General features: G+C 45.5%; 13 protein-coding genes. 4 read left to right on the top strand and 9 right to left on the bottom strand.

The features are described 5' to 3' along the window. Positions 1–101 precede the first annotated feature (101 nt). A complete protein-coding gene (locus ACEW8S_RS04975; protein ID WP_373517079.1) occupies positions 102–695 on the top strand; it encodes a hypothetical protein in 594 nt (197 codons plus the stop codon). Positions 696–932: 237 nt separating this feature from the next. Continuing rightward, positions 933–2732 carry a translational GTPase TypA gene (gene typA / locus ACEW8S_RS04980; protein WP_373517080.1) on the top strand — a complete coding sequence of 600 codons (1800 nt, stop codon included), beginning with the start codon at positions 933–935 and terminating at the stop codon, positions 2730–2732. 125 nt (positions 2733–2857) lie between these two features. On the opposite strand, the gene ppgK is transcribed toward typA, so the two are convergent. The 4 genes from ppgK to ACEW8S_RS05000 form a co-directional block, all read right to left on the bottom strand. Continuing rightward, on the bottom strand, positions 2858–3607 hold the full coding sequence (gene ppgK, locus ACEW8S_RS04985; RefSeq protein ID WP_373517081.1) for a polyphosphate--glucose phosphotransferase: 750 nt from the start codon (positions 3605–3607) through the stop codon (positions 2858–2860). 135 nt (positions 3608–3742) lie between these two features. After that, positions 3743–5221 (bottom strand): sulfatase, encoded by a 1479-nt coding sequence (locus tag ACEW8S_RS04990; RefSeq protein ID WP_373517082.1) that lies wholly within the window; start codon positions 5219–5221, stop codon positions 3743–3745. Positions 5222–5378: 157 nt separating this feature from the next. Then, on the bottom strand, positions 5379–6194 hold the full coding sequence (locus ACEW8S_RS04995; protein ID WP_373517083.1) for an NUDIX domain-containing protein: 816 nt from the start codon (positions 6192–6194) through the stop codon (positions 5379–5381). A 484-nt stretch (positions 6195–6678) separates the two neighbouring features. Further along, positions 6679–10023 carry a malectin domain-containing carbohydrate-binding protein gene (locus ACEW8S_RS05000; protein WP_373517084.1) on the bottom strand — a complete coding sequence of 1115 codons (3345 nt, stop codon included), beginning with the start codon at positions 10021–10023 and terminating at the stop codon, positions 6679–6681. Positions 10024–10195: 172 nt separating this feature from the next. Between ACEW8S_RS05000 and ACEW8S_RS05005 the strand changes: the two genes are divergently transcribed. Beyond that, complete coding sequence (locus tag ACEW8S_RS05005; RefSeq protein WP_373517085.1) at positions 10196–10378, top strand: hypothetical protein; 183 nt, start codon at positions 10196–10198, stop codon at positions 10376–10378. Positions 10379–11031: 653 nt separating this feature from the next. Here the strand turns inward: ACEW8S_RS05005 and ACEW8S_RS05010 are convergent. The 5 genes from ACEW8S_RS05010 to ACEW8S_RS05030 all read right to left on the bottom strand — a co-directional run bounded on the left by ACEW8S_RS05010 (position 11032) and on the right by ACEW8S_RS05030 (position 17930). Continuing rightward, complete coding sequence (locus ACEW8S_RS05010; RefSeq protein ID WP_373517086.1) at positions 11032–11772, bottom strand: slipin family protein; 741 nt, start codon at positions 11770–11772, stop codon at positions 11032–11034. A gap of 166 nt (positions 11773–11938) precedes the next feature. Next, complete coding sequence (locus tag ACEW8S_RS05015) at positions 11939–12613, bottom strand: class I SAM-dependent methyltransferase (protein ID WP_373517087.1); 675 nt, start codon at positions 12611–12613, stop codon at positions 11939–11941. A 100-nt stretch (positions 12614–12713) separates the two neighbouring features. Continuing rightward, complete coding sequence (locus ACEW8S_RS05020) at positions 12714–14048, bottom strand: hypothetical protein (protein WP_373517088.1); 1335 nt, start codon at positions 14046–14048, stop codon at positions 12714–12716. Positions 14049–14060: 12 nt separating this feature from the next. Next, positions 14061–17036, bottom strand: coding sequence for a SusC/RagA family TonB-linked outer membrane protein (locus tag ACEW8S_RS05025; protein WP_373517089.1), 2976 nt, complete (start codon positions 17034–17036; stop codon positions 14061–14063). A gap of 210 nt (positions 17037–17246) precedes the next feature. After that, positions 17247–17930 (bottom strand): cell division ATP-binding protein FtsE, encoded by a 684-nt coding sequence (locus ACEW8S_RS05030; protein ID WP_373517090.1) that lies wholly within the window; start codon positions 17928–17930, stop codon positions 17247–17249. 234 nt (positions 17931–18164) lie between these two features. Here ACEW8S_RS05030 and ACEW8S_RS05035 point away from each other — a divergent pair. Next, the coding region (locus ACEW8S_RS05035) for a tetratricopeptide repeat protein (RefSeq protein ID WP_373517091.1) at positions 18165–18857 on the top strand (693 nt) is incomplete at its 3' end.

Raw genomic sequence — 18857 nt, forward strand, 5'->3', positions numbered from 1 at the left:
AGTTTGGGGATAAGCGAAAGGTCCATATCTTAAATTTTCCTCAAATATACTGGAAAACTGTGATTTAGTTTTTAGATTCGATGGACGCCAATCCAATACTAATGGACAAGAAAGCATTTTTTTCGATATGCGCTATCTTAATGCTTGCTTATTCCAGCGTATTCGCACAAGTGGAGCAACCCACAAAACCTTTCGAACTTATTAATTTAGAGCGTCATCAATTCAAGTTCGATCTGTTATACCCAGGATTAAGTTACGAACTGGGACTCTTCAAAAACCAAAGCGTGTCGACCAGTTTGGGATTGGCACTCGCCACCTATCAAGAAGGCTGGGCTTACGGTTTGGCCATGAACAACCGCTATCGGTACTACCACAATTTCAAAAGGCGAATCAGAATGGACAAGAACGTTTCCGGAAATTCCGGAAACTATATAGCCGCGGCACAGGCTATTTTCTTTTCCCAGCTTCGTATAGATACCAACATTGAAGGTCCCAGCGATTTCAACATGGGATTTTATGGGATGGCGTACGGTGTCCAAAGAACGTATCCGAAAGGCTTCAATTTTAATGTGGAACTAGGCGTGGGTTATTATCGGGGCGATGGAGTGCCCTCAGGTTACGGTCCACTTTTCGGTTTCAATTTCGGATGGGTGGCGACCAAGCGAAAATCACGGAAACCGGCTTTCGAACCATAAGCGCGAGAAATTTTAGTAAAGTTGACGTAATTGCGGTCCCGGAATTTATGTCGATGATTTTGATGCCTATTTTATTCCTTTTTTAGATGCCAGACTTGGCTGGGTGTTAACCAAACGTAAGTAAATTAATCCCCTAAAAATCAACAAAATAAAAATTACACGACTTTGGTCGAACCGAGCGAAATTAGCGGTATCTTTGCACGCTCGAAAACGAGACCGTAAATATCACATAATTTTATGTCAACAACAAAGAACATTGCCATTATTGCCCACGTAGACCACGGTAAGACTACCTTGGTCGATAAGATTATGTACCACTGCCATCTTTTTCGCGACAACGAAAATACCGGTGACCTTATTCTAGATAATAATGATCTCGAACGTGAGCGTGGCATTACCATTACCTCAAAAAATGTATCGGTAGTCTATAAAGATGCCAAGATCAATATCATCGACACCCCTGGCCACGCTGATTTTGGAGGCGAGGTCGAGCGTGTTCTGAATATGGCCGATGGTGTGCTCTTGTTAGTGGATGCCTTTGAGGGCCCGATGCCGCAGACACGTTTTGTACTCCAAAAAGCGATCGATTTGGGATTGAAGCCCTGTGTGGTCATCAATAAGGTGGACAAGCAAAACTGTACGCCAGAAGAGGTGCATGAAAAAGTATTCGACCTGATGTATGAACTTGGGGCAGAGGAGTGGCAGTTGGATTTCCCCGTAGTCTATGGTTCCGCGAAACACAACTGGATGAGCGACGATTGGAGAAATGAGACCAACAATATCGAACCTTTGTTGGATATGGTCATCGAGCATATCCCCACCTTCGTACCCGAAGAGGGAAATACCCAGATGCTGATAACTTCATTGGATTTTTCATCTTTTACCGGACGGATTGCCATCGGAAGATTGCAACGCGGTAGTTTGAAAGAGGGCCAGCAGATCTCTTTGGTGAAAAGGAACGGAAGCATCGTAAAATCGAAAATTAAGGAACTATTTACTTTCGAAGGTCTCGGTCGTAAAAAAGTACAGGAAGTGGTCACGGGCGATATCTGTGCCATTGTGGGTCTTGAAGGTTTCGATATCGGCGATACCATTGCCGACCTGGAAAATCCGGAAGGTTTAAAGACCATCGCCATTGACGAGCCAACGATGAGTATGTTGTTTACCATTAATGATAGTCCGTTTTTTGGTAAGGACGGTAAATTCGTTACTTCCCGCCATATTAAGGAGCGGTTGGAGCTTGAGCTTGAGAAAAACTTGGCCCTAAGGGTCAACCCGACGGACAGTGCCGATAAATTTTTGGTGTTCGGCCGGGGCGTTTTGCACTTGTCCGTATTGATCGAGACCATGCGTCGCGAAGGGTATGAAATGCAGATTGGCCAGCCGCAGGTTATTATTAAGGAAATCGACGGTGTAAAATGTGAGCCTATCGAAGCATTGACCATCGACCTGCCGGAGGAAGTTTCCGGAAAAGCGGTGGAAATGGTATCGATACGAAAAGGGGAAATGACCAGTATGGAAGCCAAGGGCAATCGTATGATCTGCGAATTTTTGATTCCGTCCCGTGGTATAATCGGCCTACGTAACCAATTGTTGACCGCTACCGCCGGTGAGGCCATCATGGCACACCGTTTCTTGGAATACCAACCCATGAAAGGCGATATTCCACAACGTCAGAACGGTTCATTGGTTTCGATGGAAAAAGGAAAAGCGATTCCCTATTCCATAGACAAACTACAGGACCGAGGCAAGTTTTTCGTAGATCCGGGCGAGGATATTTATGAGGGACAGGTTATCGGCGAGAATTCCCGTGGCGATGATATGACCATAAATATCACGAAGACCAAAAAATTGTCCAACGTACGTTCTTCCGGAGCTGACGACAAGGCGAAAATCGTTCCCGCCATCAAATTTTCATTGGAAGAGGCCTTGGAATATATCCAAAAGGATGAATATGTTGAGGTAACACCGAAGCATTTGCGACTTCGCAAGATTTATTTGACGGAGAATGATCGTAAGCGGAATAAAATAGTGTAAGAGGTACCAACGGTTTAGATCTTTAGCATTCCAGAAAGACTAAACATCTGTTAAAACAAAAGACCCAATAGATGAAAACATCGGTTGGGTCTTTTTTGATGAATGGTGTTTGGTCCCTTTGCGAATTAATCCATTGGAATGCTATGGACCGCCGCAGCCGCCGCGCCAATAATCCCCGCATGGTTTTCCAGTTCCGCGGGTATAACGGGGGTTTCGATGGTGATATATTTCTTGAACTCGTCAAAATCCTTTGAAGTGCCACCCCCCAAAAGAATAAGGTCAGGTGCTATAATAAGGTCTACATATTTCAGGAATTTGTTGAACCGCTTGCCCCATTTCTTATAGGACAATCCCTCGCGCTCCTTGGCCGAAGCCGCCGCCCAAAGTTCGATTTTTTTGTACTTTTTATAGGGAATCTGGCCCAATTCGAAATTGGGAATCAATTTTCCATTATAAAAAGCCCCGCTACCCAATCCGGTACCGATGGTAATCATAACGACCAGACCTTCTACTCCTTTCCCGACTCCGTATTCCATGGAGGCATAACCGGCGATATCGGCATCGTTGACGACCGTAAAGTCGAGTCCCGTTTTTTCTTCGAACAACTCCTCGATATTGACGCCCAACCAGCTCTCGTCCAGATTTCCGGGTGATTTGCAGACGCCTTTTTTGATTACAGTCGGAAACCCACAGCCCACCTTGCCCTTGTAATCGAAGTGTTTGACGATTTCGGCGATGACTTCGGCCATCTCTTCGGGTTTCCTTGATTCAGGGGTGGGAATACGATGCCGCTCCGAGATCATCTCACCAGTTTCGGTGTTTACAATACCGCCTTTCATGCCGGAACCACCGACGTCAATACCAAGAACTTCCATCTAAATGTGTTAAAAATTTGAGATGGGAATTTACGAAAACTTTTGCTTGTAGTGGAATGTTTGTTTTTTTGTTGTTTATTGTAGATAAATTTGTTTAAAATGTAAATTACATTCACGTTCAAAATGGTGGAAAGATTATTGTCTCATTGGAACCCACCACTCCCCCTCCTCCAAAACCGGTATCAATCGCTGCACGATTTCCGGCCGTTCGGCGGCGATATTTTTATCCTCGGGGCTATCTCCGGAATGGTCATAAAGTTCGATTACAGGCTCTTCGTCCCTAAAATATTTTGTCAATCTGTAATCGGGCGTACGCAGTGAAATACCGTTTTTGAAATACCCGTAGGCCGTTCCTTGGTCTTTCGAATCGTCAGAAACCATTAAGGGCAACAAACTCTCCCCGTCGACTTTATGGTTCAGGGGAATATCGGACAGCTCTAAAAGAGTAGGGTAGAGGTCTACACTTTCTACGATGGCGTCCACTTTTTTATGGTGATGCTCGGCGTAGGGCGTTTTAATGATCAAGGTGCTTTTAAGGGCATTTTCGAAGAGGGTATGCTTGCCCCAGACGCGTTGGTCGCCCAAATGCCAGCCGTGGTCGCCCCAGATGACGATGATAGTGTTTTCATCCAATTCCAATCTTTTGAGTTCTTGCCGCAGTTTCCCGATTTGGGCGTCGATATAGCTAATGGAGGCTAGATAGCCGTGCCGCAATTTTTTGGCGTAGGCATCGGAAACCGAGGCGCCCAAGCCGGCCTTTTCATCACCTAGGGCGTATTGATTGAATTCCCCGCTCTCGTGCAGGCTTGCTAAATTGACGTTTTCCGGGATTCCGGGATTGTCGGAAACAGGAATCTCTTCCCGATCATACAGATCCCAATATTTTTTTGGTGCGTTGAAAGGCAGGTGGGGCTTGAAGAATCCGACGCCCATGAAAAAGGGTTTTTCTTTTTTCTTAAGTTCTTTTAATTTGGATAGGGCAAGATTCACGGTCAATCCATCCGGATAGCCATCATCTTCGACCTCTCCGGCTTCATAGGGCTTGACCTGTTTATTGAGGCTCTGTCGGTTCTCGCCATTGGCATATCCGAAGAAAGCGTTCCATCCCGTCTCCCATTTTCCGGCATCGAAAAGCAGCTCGCTCCAGCTGTGGGGCAGTTCCCTTTTTTCGGATACCGGTTCTTCGTATCCGTATACATAGCCATCTGCGGAGTGGCTGATTTTTCCGATACCCACCGTGTGATAGCCAACCTGCTTGAACCGATGGATGAAGGTTTCGGGAATGGAATTCTCCGACTTTCCCGAAAGTTCTTCGGCAATCGCATTATTGGATAAATGGATGGGTTTTGAGGGACGGTATCCGGTTAAAAGCGCGTGCCTTGAGGCCCCACAAGTAGGTACTTGAACATAATGGTGGGTAAAAAGGATGCCTTCCACGGCCAGAGCATCCATATTGGGAGATTTAGCGATACTACCGTAGGCACCCAATTCGTTTCGAAGGTCATCAACGGCGATAAATAGGATGTTGGGACGGACCTTCATTTTGGATGGCGTACTTTCTTCCTTACATCCTAGCACCACCAAAAACACTATAAAGCGAAAGTAATTTAGCATAGTTCTTATTTTAACTTCTATGAACCTCTAAGATTCTTAGGGAATCTCTGAGTAATAACCTAACGTTCAAGGTTATATCTGCCTGACGACAAGGCAGAAATACGCAACTATAGCACAGACCTGCCTGCCGGGCGAGTTAGGGATTCACTGATAATTTCTACTCCAATTGCCCTTTTACCTTCAAAAAATCGAAAATCAGCATATCGACTTCCGAGACCATGTGCCTATCCTTATAGTTAAGCCACACCATTTCCACGATTTCGGAATCGGGTTGCAATTCGCCTTGGTAGGATGCCGAATAGCAGGTCATCCGCACCAAGATGCCGGGTTTATGGCCGTCGGCCTGCGCCTCGAAGATACCTATAAAAAAGAGGGAAGCAATTTCTATTTCTACGCTCAATTCCTCCTTGATTTCCCGAAAAAGAGCCTTGGCATCGCTTTCCCCAATCTCCCGTTTGCCCCCGGGAATGTAATATTTTTCACGTCCCTCGGTGCGGGTCATCAAAATACGACCGTCCACGATATGGATCCACGCCAATTTGTCGATGACCTGTTCGGACGGTTCTATGTAATAATCGATGGAGTTCAACGAGTGGTTGGGATCGATAACATCAAGCAGTTTATCAATCCAGTTGCCAAAACCGGTCAAGGTACCCAATTTTTTATTCCGTCCCAAGGCACTTGATATGGTTTCGTCGCGGTTTCCGAAATTATAGCGTCCTTTTTTGACCCATAAGGTGTTCAACAGGTGCTGCATCATCACGTTGCCCAATTGATCGACCGAAATGGCAATCTTCAGTAAATATTCGCCTATCCCTTTAAATCCCTTTCTAAAGAGGCTACGAAAAAATCCGTAGACAAAACCAAGGGGCCCGGTAATCGCCAATAGCACAATGGAAATCAAGAATAGCAGCACCCCGATAAACGGATTTACCTTTTTATCGGCTTTGTAGACGCGTTTTTTTCTGATCATAGGCCAGTTGATATGGGAACGAAGACCGGGTCTTCAAAGCTATGGAAAGTTATTGGACACCTTCTGTAAAATATTTTGACACTATATAAAATCTGATTTAACGAAATAGAGTATAATAAATTGATTTACAGATTAATAGGTTTGCGGCATCGCTATAAGTGTTTACAGGCCAAAACACATTTATAATAATAGTAAAAACAAAGCCCTCCCAGGATTGGTGGATAAAATAAAATCATGTTTAAAACATATCTCAAAATCGCGTTGCGGAATCTAAAACGAAATAAAGGCTACTCGGCCATTAATATAGGTGGGCTGGCCGTCGGAATAATGTTAACAATGCTTATCGATCTTTAGATCTCCGCTGAACTCTCTTTTAATACGTACCATGACAACTACGACCGTATAGAATTAAAAAATGAACCACGACAAAAGTGCCGCGGTTCATTCTTAATTTTGTGGAGAGAAATTCTTTTGTCAACTATGGCTATTCCTTGACCACTTTAAAAGTCCGTTCCGATCCGTTTTGCACCACTTTGACTATGTAGATGGTACCATCGGGATAGGCCGAAAGATCCAACTCGGGCTCTTCTTTATCCGTTTGCAAGGTGATTAGCACACGACCCGAGGAATCCGCAACCACGATCTCCTTTGCCCCTGAAGGTATACCGGTTATTCTGAAACTACCCTTGGTGGGGTTGGGGTGTACGAACCCCGCTTGGACACTTTCAGCCGTCAAATTTTCCATGCCTTCCATCGATAGATTAGCCTTTGAAGCTAAATACACCGGCGTAGTGTTGACATTACCTTCTTCAAACAGGGAAACTACTTGTTGTTCGGTAAGTGCATTGTTGAACAACCGCACATCATCAATACCCCCTTCAAAGTATTCTTCACTCCATCCCGACCAACCGATATACCCAACATTACGATCTAAAACTTGTCCGGTATGCCCCTCGCTTCCAACTTCATCCCCATCAACAAACCAGGTCATGGTACTGCCATCGTAGGAAACCGCGATATGCTGCCACCGGTTTGCAACTATAGTACCGTGTCTCAGGAGCTTGCGCCCCTCATCGGTATGTAACGCAAAAGCGAGTGAACCGTTATGAACGAATGTCATAAACCCTCCGGCGGTATGGGTCCCGGCTATTCCCTGATAATCACCGGTGGTGCGTTCCGGGTTTATCCAGGCAGCTAACGTAAACTGATCATCAACCGATCGGTCAATATCCGGAAGGGTTATGAAATCCTTCACATTAGGAAAATCCAATGCGCTTTGTACCACCCCGTCCACAGAATTACGTTTAAAGTCTATACCACCCATCAACGTACCGTGACGTTGATTACCGCTAGAATCCGTCGCCCTTAGACCACTTGAATCATCCAATCCCCAGTGTCCGACTAAACCATCTTCTAATGGTGAGTCGCTTTCTTTTACCGGTGGGGCACTGTCTTCGGTCTTCAAAATCTCAATGGCATTGATTATGGGGTGTCGGGTCCCCCCATCAGAGGCCAAGGCCGAAAAATCTATATCCAATTCCCCATCCGTGACACTTACCTTGTACGTTCTTGTGAGCAGGGCATCTGCTCCGACCTTGGCGTAAACATCCAGATCGTCCTCCACCAAGTCGCCCTCCATGCGCACATCGAAGACTCTGCTGCCCCTGCCGCCACTGCCCCCGCCGGTGGCGTCGAACCACAGCTCGGCAAAATGAAGCCTCACCGTATATTCCGCATTGTTCAGGGGAATATCATAGCCCATCACTTGGCTACTGCTATAACGAAAGGTCTTGAACGGGGCGTCAAGGCCTGTCTGAGACCTTTCTAAGGTGCTGCCCGCATCGGAATAATTGTCCGCCGAGAACGTATCCCCTTTATAGGTTACCTCCCCGCCTCCGGAATTGATTCGGAGGACAAAATTATTATCCTCTGGTTTTTCCGCCACCGGTTCCTCCGTTGCCTGGTCCTCCGATCGGATTCGATACGCCCAATTTTTTGCACGATCATTGTTCGGCAAGGAAGGTGGTTGCAGTCTGCCCGCACTGTTTGCGGTAATATTACCTGCAGAAATCCACCCCCCATTAGTGACATCCCACCATTGAAAGACATAGGTTTCCGACGCTATTAGATTGGTTAGCGCAGGAAGTGGTGTGGGATTGGGCCTGGCATCAGCAGTAAAAAATCCTAGGCCAAACTTCTTATCATTGGATAACGACAATGTATGTACGAAGCCCTGGTTGTCGCTTAGGTTCGTATGCGCCGCCGGTATCAATCTTTGATACTCGTGGCCGGAATCCAATATAAAACGCCTTAGGTGGCCCATGGCTTGAGAATCAAATCGGTTTAGCGCATTGACCTGTGGATCGTTTTCAGGCACGATCGTACCTCCATTCTCCCGGCTCCTTCCGGTTGAAGCCGCCGCTCCCGCATACCACGCATCTCCCCAAGCATGGCCTGCCAGGCCACCGCTTAGCACGGAACCATACATTTGCATTTGGGCCATGGTGGTATCATCTAGACCTTTTTTGATGTCATTATCGGAATGTAAACCCCAGCCCGGGTAAAATGGTTCCAAATTCAGGGCAGGTTTTGCCGTTCGACTACGATATATATCCCGCAGCCAAATATGCATGTCTTCATCCCTTGCGGCGTTACTAACGTTCTGTAGGTCCAGGGCACTAGGTATATCTTTTTCCCAATTATTTAGGGATGTATTATAAGACATTGCGGTTCTTGGTTGACCATAAGGCATCCGATTTCCCAGCTGTGCACTTAGTTTTGAGTGTGCGTGCCGAACCAGTTCTCGCCAATGAGGGTAGACATTGTTAGAATTCGTATCGTGGTGCACCCAACTAAAGATCATGTTATAGCAGCCATAGCGCGCCCAGAGATAACGGATATAATTATAAAAGGCATTTTTTTCACCCTGCGCGCGAAATGGCCAACGCTCGTGCCGACGAACGGATTCAAATAAAGTCACGAATCCTTGGTCGGCCAAAAACTGCATTCGTTCGTCCACGGCCTGCCAATATTCCGGTACGATTCTTTTATAGTCGACTTCTTTAATCGCATCGGTCACCTGTTGTCCCCGGCGTTTCAACTCGAAGGGGGTCTCTCCGCTAGGCGCTGTTTTCTTCCCCCAAGTCTTACTTGACCACAACCCCGATTCAGTACCTGGCCGGTCCAAGTTTCTTCCCCGCTGCTGCAGATAGGTATCATCCGGAAAACTAGCGATTACATTAAGCCCGTTGAACCCCTGCTTTTTTCTTGCCAAAATATAGTCTTTAAAAGATATCCCGGTAATGTCATTTGCTTTATCAAAACCAAATACCCCTGTCAGTGCAGACCAAGAAGTGTCTGCCGTATAAAAGAACGGGGTACCATCGGTGTACTGTAAGGTTCGGTTTGTATTTGGGTCAACTTTTATAAACCCGCGGTTATTGGGATTCGTACGTACATCTGCGGCAACAGCGGTAAATGAGCCGCTTTTCCCAGTAAAGCCCCGATCCGAATTATCGACGGTCTCATTGATTATTCTCCACGTCCAGTTTCCAGGTGAGGAGGCGACCAAACGGCCGCGAAAGACATTTCCACCATCCCAGAATACAGGGATACGATATACCTCGTTTGCCGATCCGGATTTTTTTAATTCGATCCATACATCTACCTCCATATAGGCGTTATCATATTGTTGCTGGCTATTAAATACTACTTCAACAACTTCCATGACACGGTAGCTATCTCCCTGGGCGAATACAGTAACACCTGTCCAGCTACAGAGCATTACTATTATAATCAGCCTATACTTGGCAAAAATATTTGTTTTCATCGGGGGCTTTTTTTTTATATAAATGAAGTTAACTTGAGTTCATGGTTTTGTTAGATTTTTAATCGGCAATGTAAGCGATAGCAGCTAGGAAATTGGACGCGATTCAACTAAATAGTGTCGTATTAAACCTTTTGAGCACGGACCAGAACACGTCTATCCAATTCGGTATCCTGTGCATATCGAATTTTACTTTAGCGTCAGTGGTGCCATCGATACGCTCATAAAGGATGTATCGTATTTGGGACCTTCGAACATTTCGGGCTTACCTTCTGAAAATGGCACGATGGCAGGGCGCGATATAGGATGGGGCTTGACCTCGGTCCAAACGGTTCTATTGGCAAAGGCCGTATTGTAGAATAACAATGGCGCGCAGACGGCGGATAATATTTGGGAAACTTTATGCATTCTAATACAATCTCTGTATGGTTATGTAGGAAAATTGAAACTTCTCTGAGAGTTTCTAACGACTTTAATCTTCAAAAATTATATGGGTTCTTGGGAAACTTATGAAATGAACCATGTAACCTACCAAATAACCATGTGATTTATTAGATGTCACCCATTTCCGATTGGGCGCATATCGTATGGCAGTCAAGATCAAGCAGAAAGATTATCAGCTGCTTTTGCCATATCTTTTTTCAAAAATAACAGGTAGCGGTCTCAATTGAAAGGCGAACTGGCCAGTAAAAATCCTGTTGGGTCATTGTATTCTTCGACGTATAATAAAAAACTCGACAGTACTGGAATGCTTGTTTAAAATCCTTTTTCGGAAGAATGGAGTGGTTCAGAATGGCAACATTTTTAAGAATCAGTTCATAGACCTCAAGAAATTCGGCATTGTTTAGTCTGGTGATTTTCTTGATTTTCTGCTTGTGTCTTAATAGTTCGGTACTACATATTTCGGAGAGTAAAAGTCATACTATTCCTGTCCATTGACCAAGATTTGGCCAATAGTGCTGTTCAGGTTCAAGATTGCGCTGAATTGATTATTGGAATCGACTATAAGCTCTACTCTTTTTTAGTATTCCTGGGCAGAGCTTCTTCGGGGAACGGGAAAAGAATGGTAGAGTTCTTTTCGGCGGCTATATTCGACAAGGTCTGATAGAGCCTTAATTTTATGGCAGAAGGGGATTGGTCAATAAGTTTCCCTGCTTCCAGTAATTTTCCGGCGGCCTGTTCCTCGGCGAGCGCCAAGATGATTCTTGCCCTCCGGGAGCGTTCGGCCTCCGCTTGGTTGGCCATCATCCGCTTCATGTTTTCGGGCAATTGTATGTCCTTGATTTTGACGTCTATGATATCGATACCCCAGATCACGGTTTCCTGCATTACGATCTGCTTGATATTATTGCCCATTTCTTCGCGCTTGCTTAGAATGGTATCCAATTCTACCTTCCCGCAGACGTCCCTGAGTGCTGCTTGAGACAATTGTGTAATCGCAAACCGGTATTCCTCCACTTCCAGCACCGCTTTTTCGGGATCTAATATTTTAAAGAATACCACCCCGTCGATACTGCAGGGCACATTGTCTTCCGTCATTACCTCTTGGGAGACAATGTTGATGGTAATTACACGGATATCGACGGTCTGTACCGTTTCCACCAAAGGAATGATCCATCGAAAACCGGGCTGCAAGGTTTTGATATACTTCCCGAACCTGAACTTTAAGGCCCTTTTGTATTCAAAAATAATGCGGATCCCCGATAGCAGGAACAATCCGAAAAGAACTCCGAGAACTAACATTGGAAACATAATGGATGGATTAGATAGTTTAAAGGCCAACAGTATTAACTGATAGCACTAGGTAAGGTACGGATATTTACGGTAGGAGGCAAAATATTAACGTCCAGCTAATGGTACGACCGGATTTATGGATTTCCTGAAGTTCTTTCAAGGTAGCAACTATCCTATCCTCAATCTAAATTGCTTTTAATATAAGAGAGATGGGCTGTCCTTTATCATCCGTTATTTCCTTTAGGTCGATTACTTTCATGTGGCTCTCCGCGAAAACGAAAAACCAATCTTCGACCGTTCGGGCGTACCATCGGTGCCCATCCTTAAAATTACCCGGAAGACCTTTCCAAGAATCGGTAATGGCCTGGCTTTTGTATGCCAGGCCATTATCTAGCAGGAAATAGGGGTGCAAGGTCTGGACAACGATGCTACCATTGCTGCTAAGTGCCTTTTTCGTAGCACGGAACAGTTCGGTCAGTCCTTTATCCTGATAAAGACAAAAATTGAAAACAATACTATCATAGGGAGCTTCTGGAACCGTTCGGCCTGCCATTATATCTTCATAACTCATTTGATAAAAGGATTCAGGTCCTTTTTGCCTGGCGTTCTCCAATAGTGGACCGATAGCATCGAGACCGACCCCTTGTTTCCCCATTGCTGTTATGCTCCGTGTCAGCCATCCCTCCCCACAACCGATATCCAAAATTCTTCTCGACGGTGTATCCTTTAAAACCTGGAGTATGGCAGGGTTGGTAAACTTTCTCGAAGCTATCCTTTGTGCATCTATTACTTTGACCCATTCGGAGGCGTTTTTCTCCCAAGATTTGATGATTTCATTTGGCATATCCTTATAAATCAATGTAATACAGTTTGCACTGCGAAGAAAAGGTCATAAACCAAAGACCTGACATTAGGCAATACGCATCCTTAAAAAAGTTTGAGCGATTATTAGAGCTGTCTTATATATTTGGATTATCAGGGGTATTGGGATTATTGTTCCTTTCCGTATCGGGGTAAGGATAAAAATTCCGGTTCCGTTCCTCATCAAAATCCATGGCCGTACCACTTGGTTCAGGTCTTCCGAACCTTCTGCTATCTTCTAAGCTGAGTCCGGTCAGAAAAAGTTCCGCTCTTCGGTTCTGGTATACGGCATTTAAAAGTGCGTCGACGGTCGAGGGCCCCGAGTAGGGTGCAAGATTGGCATTTATACCTATCGGATCGTCGGTATCGGTCAAAACTTCGTTAAGTGCATTCTCTGCCGCGGCAATATCCGGGGAATTTTTTCTGAGGTTGGCCTCTGCAATGATGAGGTTCATTTCATCAGGAATATAAACGGGAATTGAACCTGTATTCACATTAAAGAAACCTGCCAAGTCTTCGATAGGAAGTCCGTTTTGATTCGTTTCATCGAGCGGTACCAAATAAAAGGATAGGCGCCCGTCGCCAGCCTCGAAGATAAATTCGGAAGGTAATCCGAAATTATCCCTTGGCTTGAAATTCGGGGAATCGTTTAAAAAGACCCTGCCCCAAATAGGGTTCAGATTTTGGGAATCGTAGACAAAGGTGGAAACCGACGATACATCGATACTAACCGCATTTGAAATGGCAGCATCATAATTACCGGCGAACAGGTTGTATCTTGCCAAAAAGGCATTGATCGTATTCGTGAGGTCAATGTTGTCGAGCGTAACCGAACTGGTAAATTCCGCCGAGACCGGCGTGGCTGCAATCGCTGATTTGGCTTCGTTCAATGCCATAATCGCAAATCCGAATGCTTCCTGTCGGGTAACGAAAGCCGCATCATTGGCATTGCTGGTCTGAACGATTACCTGCTGATAGTGCTGTGCCAAGCTGCCGATAGCCATGGCCTTGAAGAGCTTGGCATGAGCCAGAAGACCGCTTTGGGTACCTGGTTCCAATTCAATTGTGGCCACGTTCGCCTCTATATCTTCCGCTATCTTGACCACCCGCAACATGGTGGCCCACAGCCCCTGAACGTTTGAGTTGAAGTCGGGCAAGGTCGCCCCTCCGTCCTCGAGCTCAATCATATTCTGGAACGTAGTGGTTATGCCCCCTTCCCTTGTGCTTATTGCCGGGGTTTCCACCAACCAGCGAACACCGGTAGTCGAATACAATTGTTGCATGCCGACGGCTGCGGCCAAAATACCTTCCCTAGAAGAAAATGTCTCCTCCGAAGTCGCCGCATTGGGGTTGTTGAAATCCGTTTCGCACGAAACCGACATCAGTAATAGGCCTATTGTGGCAAACAGCTTTATTTTAAGTATATATTTCATGTTCCGAATGTTTTAAAAGTTGACACTAAGACCTATTTGATACGTTCTTGGAATAGGCACCGCCGCAAAATCGAAGCCACGTACCCCGTTGCTCTGGCCTGCCGTATTTACCTCGGGATCCCATCCGCTGTAATCGTCCCATGAAACCAGGTTTCTTCCGATCAGGCTTAGTTTTAGGTTATCGATAGTTTTGAATGGCAATTCGAAATTGTAGCTTAAGGACAGTTCCCTCAATTTTACAAAGGATCCATCTTCGATAAATTCCTCAAAAATACCGGCCTGGGCCCCACCGAAACCTTTCGGCCGGTTACCCAGTAATTCTTCCCCTATATTAGAACCTCCCCCAAAGATAACATTGTCCAACAGCCTTCGGTTCCAATTAAAGACATCAAAACCTTGAACGGCGTCGAACTGTACCCGCAATGAGAAATCCTTATAGGTAAATTCATTGATCAACGAACCGAACCATTCGGGGTTGGGATCCCCGATAACTTTTGAAGATCCGCCGTCATCTGTCGTACCGGCAAAGGGATATCCATTTTCATCCAAGGAAATGCTACCATCTGCGTCCCGGGCATAGAACTGTCGATAGAATACTCCCAGAGGTTCGCCCTCAATGACATAATTGGTCGAAAAACTTCCGTCAAGGGCAAACTGTCCTCCACCTGCCACGCTCGTTACGACATTCTCGTTTTTTGAGTAGGTAGCGGTTACATCCCAGGAAAAATCGTTGGACTTCACCGGCAATCCCTTTACCAAAAGTTCCAAACCTTTATTTTCAAGATTGCCGACATTTTCCAATCTAGATCCGAAACCCGTGGAAGGGGCAAGCTCCCTGGGCAATAAAAGATCGGTTACGTCTTGTTTATAGTAGGTGAATTCGATGCCCAGCCGATTATTGAAGAAACCGGCGTCGAACCCGAGTTCAAATTCTTCCTGCCTTTCTGGGGCCACATTCAAATCTCCCTGTTGGGTACTTGGTATCAGACCGGGAGAACCGTTCAAGGAAAGCGGGTTCAGTAAAGTAAAACGCTGAAAGGCCGATAAGGCCGTTAAATTTCCAGCTTGTCCCCAAGAACCCCTGATTTTGAACGTACTGAATACATCGCCAAGGGCGTTTTTCCAAAATTCCTCTTCGGAAACTATGTACGAAAGACTGGCTTTTGCATATAATTGACTTCTCTCGTCTTTTCCAAAAGTAGAAGCACCATCGCTACGCAATGCCCCATTAATATATAATTTGTCCTTGAAACTGAATGATTGCTGAATAAAAGCGCCCCAATACGAAATTTGGGAACGACTTTCGCCCTGTTCCACAAGGCTACCGCTGGTCGCAGTCTCCACAATAGGCGGAAGACCATCGGCATTTATTCCGATTCTGTCGAACTCTTCGTACTGCCAAGAACCTCCCACGGTCGTGGTGGACGAAATATTGTCATTAATGTCGGCTTTATAGGAAAGGTTCAGGTCACTATTGTACTGAAAATTGTTGATATCCGATCTGCGGGCAAAACCATTGCCGTTCGGCGAAGTATTGTTAATAGGAATAAATGCCGTAGCGGATTGGTTGAAATAATCGAGACCCAAAATATAGTTAGCGGATAAATTTTCGGTAATCTTGGCATCTAGGGCAACACTTGTTATAATTCGGTTTACCTTTTGACCAAATTCAAACCGATTTACCGCCTCTATCGGATTGGTTCTGGGAACAAGTAAAGATGTTACTGGATATACTCCAAATTCGTTGGGCGCAGGATTTATAGAGTTATCGCTGAAAATAAAACCGGTAATCGCTCCATAGGCTGAATTGATCCCCCCATTGGGAATTTCATTGCTTTGACTTCTTACATAGTTCAGCCCCGCATTGACGGTCAGCCAGTCGAATGCTTTTTGGGTGATGTTGGTCTTGAAGCCTAATTTTTGGAAATCGGTATTCTTGATAATGCCCCCATTGTCCAAATGTGAAGTTGAAATAAAATAGGTCGTTTTGTCGTTGCCCCCACTTACCGACAAGTAATTTTCAATTCCAAAGCCAGGTCCAAAAAATTCTTCCTGCAAATCATATCTGGTGGCCGGAACGGTGGCCAGATTCGTTCGGTCGAATGGATCTTCCCATGCTAGGGGAACCGTATTATAGTCAATTTTTTTTCTAAGTTCGTTCACCTTGACATTGGTGGAAAAACTAAATCGTGGTTCTCCCGATTTCCCCTTCTTTGTAAAAATCTGGACCACCCCGTTACTCGCCCTTGAGCCATAGATGGCCGCCGCCGCCGCGCCCTTAATAATCTCGATACGGTCGACATCGTTGGGGTTCAGGTCGGCCAATCTATTCTGGGCGTTTCCGCCCGTATCCACTAGCTGGTTACTGGAGTTGCTGATGATGATACCATCTACAATGTAAAGGGGATCCGAGCTACCGAGAACCGTGCTTGGCCCCCTAAGCCGGATGCTAATACCGCCCGCAGGATCGCCGGAATTCTGTTGCACCAAGGCTCCCGTTATCTTTCCCGAAATAGCCTGGTCGACCGCAGTTGCACCGTTATTCACCAAGTCTTCCGATTTTACCGAGGAAATTGCGTTGCCCAAGGTTCTTTTGTTCACACCGACCGTACTTCCCGTAACAACTACCTCGTCAAGATTTAATAGATCCTCGGTAAGTGCTATATCCGTATTTATCTCCGTATCTGAACCTGCATTAGCGTTCAGGCGTTTGGTAGAATACCCAAGATAGCTCGCAATCAGTGTATATTCATCGGATTCCAAGGTCGCCTTAAAGACGTAGTTTCCGTCGAAATCAGTCACCCCACCGAACGAAGTATTATCCAAAAAAACGGATACACCCGGAATAGGGGCGTTATTGCCACTATCGGTTATATTCCCTGTGAAGGTATATTCAGTTTGACCGAATGCCCAAGAACTGCTTGCCATCAGCAAGAGAAATATGGACGAAAAAGGTATTTTACCTCGTGTTGAAGTTGTCCTTTTCATATCATTTTCGAGTTAGTTAGTTAAAAAATTGGTCTAAAATTAGATGGGGAAATCGATTTATCTTCGTGGTAAATGTAACAAAATATAACGTGTTGTTTTATTTGGTAATTCCGAAAAGTTGCCATCGCAGAATCGGTATTGGAATTGGAATAGGAAGGAAATCTTCGCTGTTATAACGGAACATGTCAAGTCCGGTAGGCTTGTAGTCTATTAAACTGCCCGCTGCACCACCTCAAAAATCTTATTCCCATCACACTTCAAGGTCTTCGACGGATATTTTAGGATCAGCGCATAATCATGGGTCGCCATCAAAATGGTACGGCCCGATTTGTGGATTTCCTGTAATACTTTCATGACTTCTACACTGGTTTGGGGGTCGAGGTTCCCGGTAGGCTCATCGGCCAATATCAGTTCGGGGTCGTTGAGTAGGGCGCGGGCGATGGCGATACGCTGCTGCTCGCCGCCTGACAGTTCGTGCGGGAATTTGAAGCCCTTCGTTTTCATACCGACCTTGCCGAGCACATCCTCGATTTTGAGGGCCATTTTATGGGTGTCTTTCCAGCCTGTGGCCTTCAGTACGAAAGATAGGTTGTTGTTGATATTCCGGTCGGGGAGGAGTTTGAAATCCTGAAAGACGATGCCGAGTTTTCTACGGAGAAAGGGAATATCTTTTTCACGGAGTTTGGTCAGGTCGAAGTCCACAATACTTCCCGTGCCCTGCCGTAGCGGCAGATCGCCGTAGAGCGTCTTCATAAAACTACTTTTTCCGCTTCCCGTTTTTCCGATCAGATAGACAAATTCCCCCTTTCTGACATCGAGGTTGACCTCGTTCAGTACCAGGCTTTCCTTTTGGAAGATGGCGGCGTCTTTTAGTTCTAGGATGGTTTCTGGCATAATTAAAAATCAATTATCAATACTACTTCTTTCAAAAGTAATACTCTTTTTTCCTTTGCACCTGAAAAAGCCACGCTCTGTTAACAAAATGCTTTTTACTAAGCGCTTGTTTACAACGAATGCTGGCGAACTGCGCATAGCAAAAAGCGAAAAGCGCCCCGTGGATATACTTAGATGCAATATTCGCCGTTATTAAAATTAATTAAGGTAATTCATATCTTCAGCAAGACCACTATGCTAAAAAAAATCACCGCATTTCTCCCTCTTTTCTTTGGGATCGCCGTTACTGGGGTATCCCAAGAGACCAAAATCTACACCCACGATCAGAAAAACTATCAAGATGCCCTGGCGCTCTACAACAACGAGCAATACCAAGCGGCGCAGTCTATTTTTTCAAAGGTCAAAGAGAATACCGACAATCTCGAGACCAAGGCAAACAGTGCCTATTTCGAAGCCAATGCCGCCGTTCGCCTGAACCAATTGGGCGCCGACCGCCTGATGGAAAGTTTTGTAGAAAACTATCCGACCTCTACCAAACGGAATTCCGCCTTTGTCGATGTGGCCGAGTATTATTTCGAGACGGGAAAATATCCGTACGCCCTGAAATGGTACAATAAAGTGGAACAAAAAGCCCTTTCACGGGGGGAAATGGACAAGTTCAACTTTAATTACGGCTATTCCCTATTTTCCTCAGGGAAGCAAAAGGAAGCCGAAAGCTACCTTCAAAAGGTCGAAAATTCCCCGAAATACGGTTCACAGTCCAAATATTACCAAGGTTATATCGCCTATCAACAGGATGATTACGATGAGGCCAACCGGCGTTTCGATGAAATCAAGGATCCCGAAATCTTGGAGGAGAAGATGGACTATTATCAGGCGGACATGAACTTTAAGCTCGGTAAGTTCGAGGAAGCGATCGCCCTGGCC

It is taken from the genome of Pricia sp. (assembly GCF_041745955.1).
Lineage (GTDB): Bacteria > Bacteroidota > Bacteroidia > Flavobacteriales > Flavobacteriaceae > Pricia.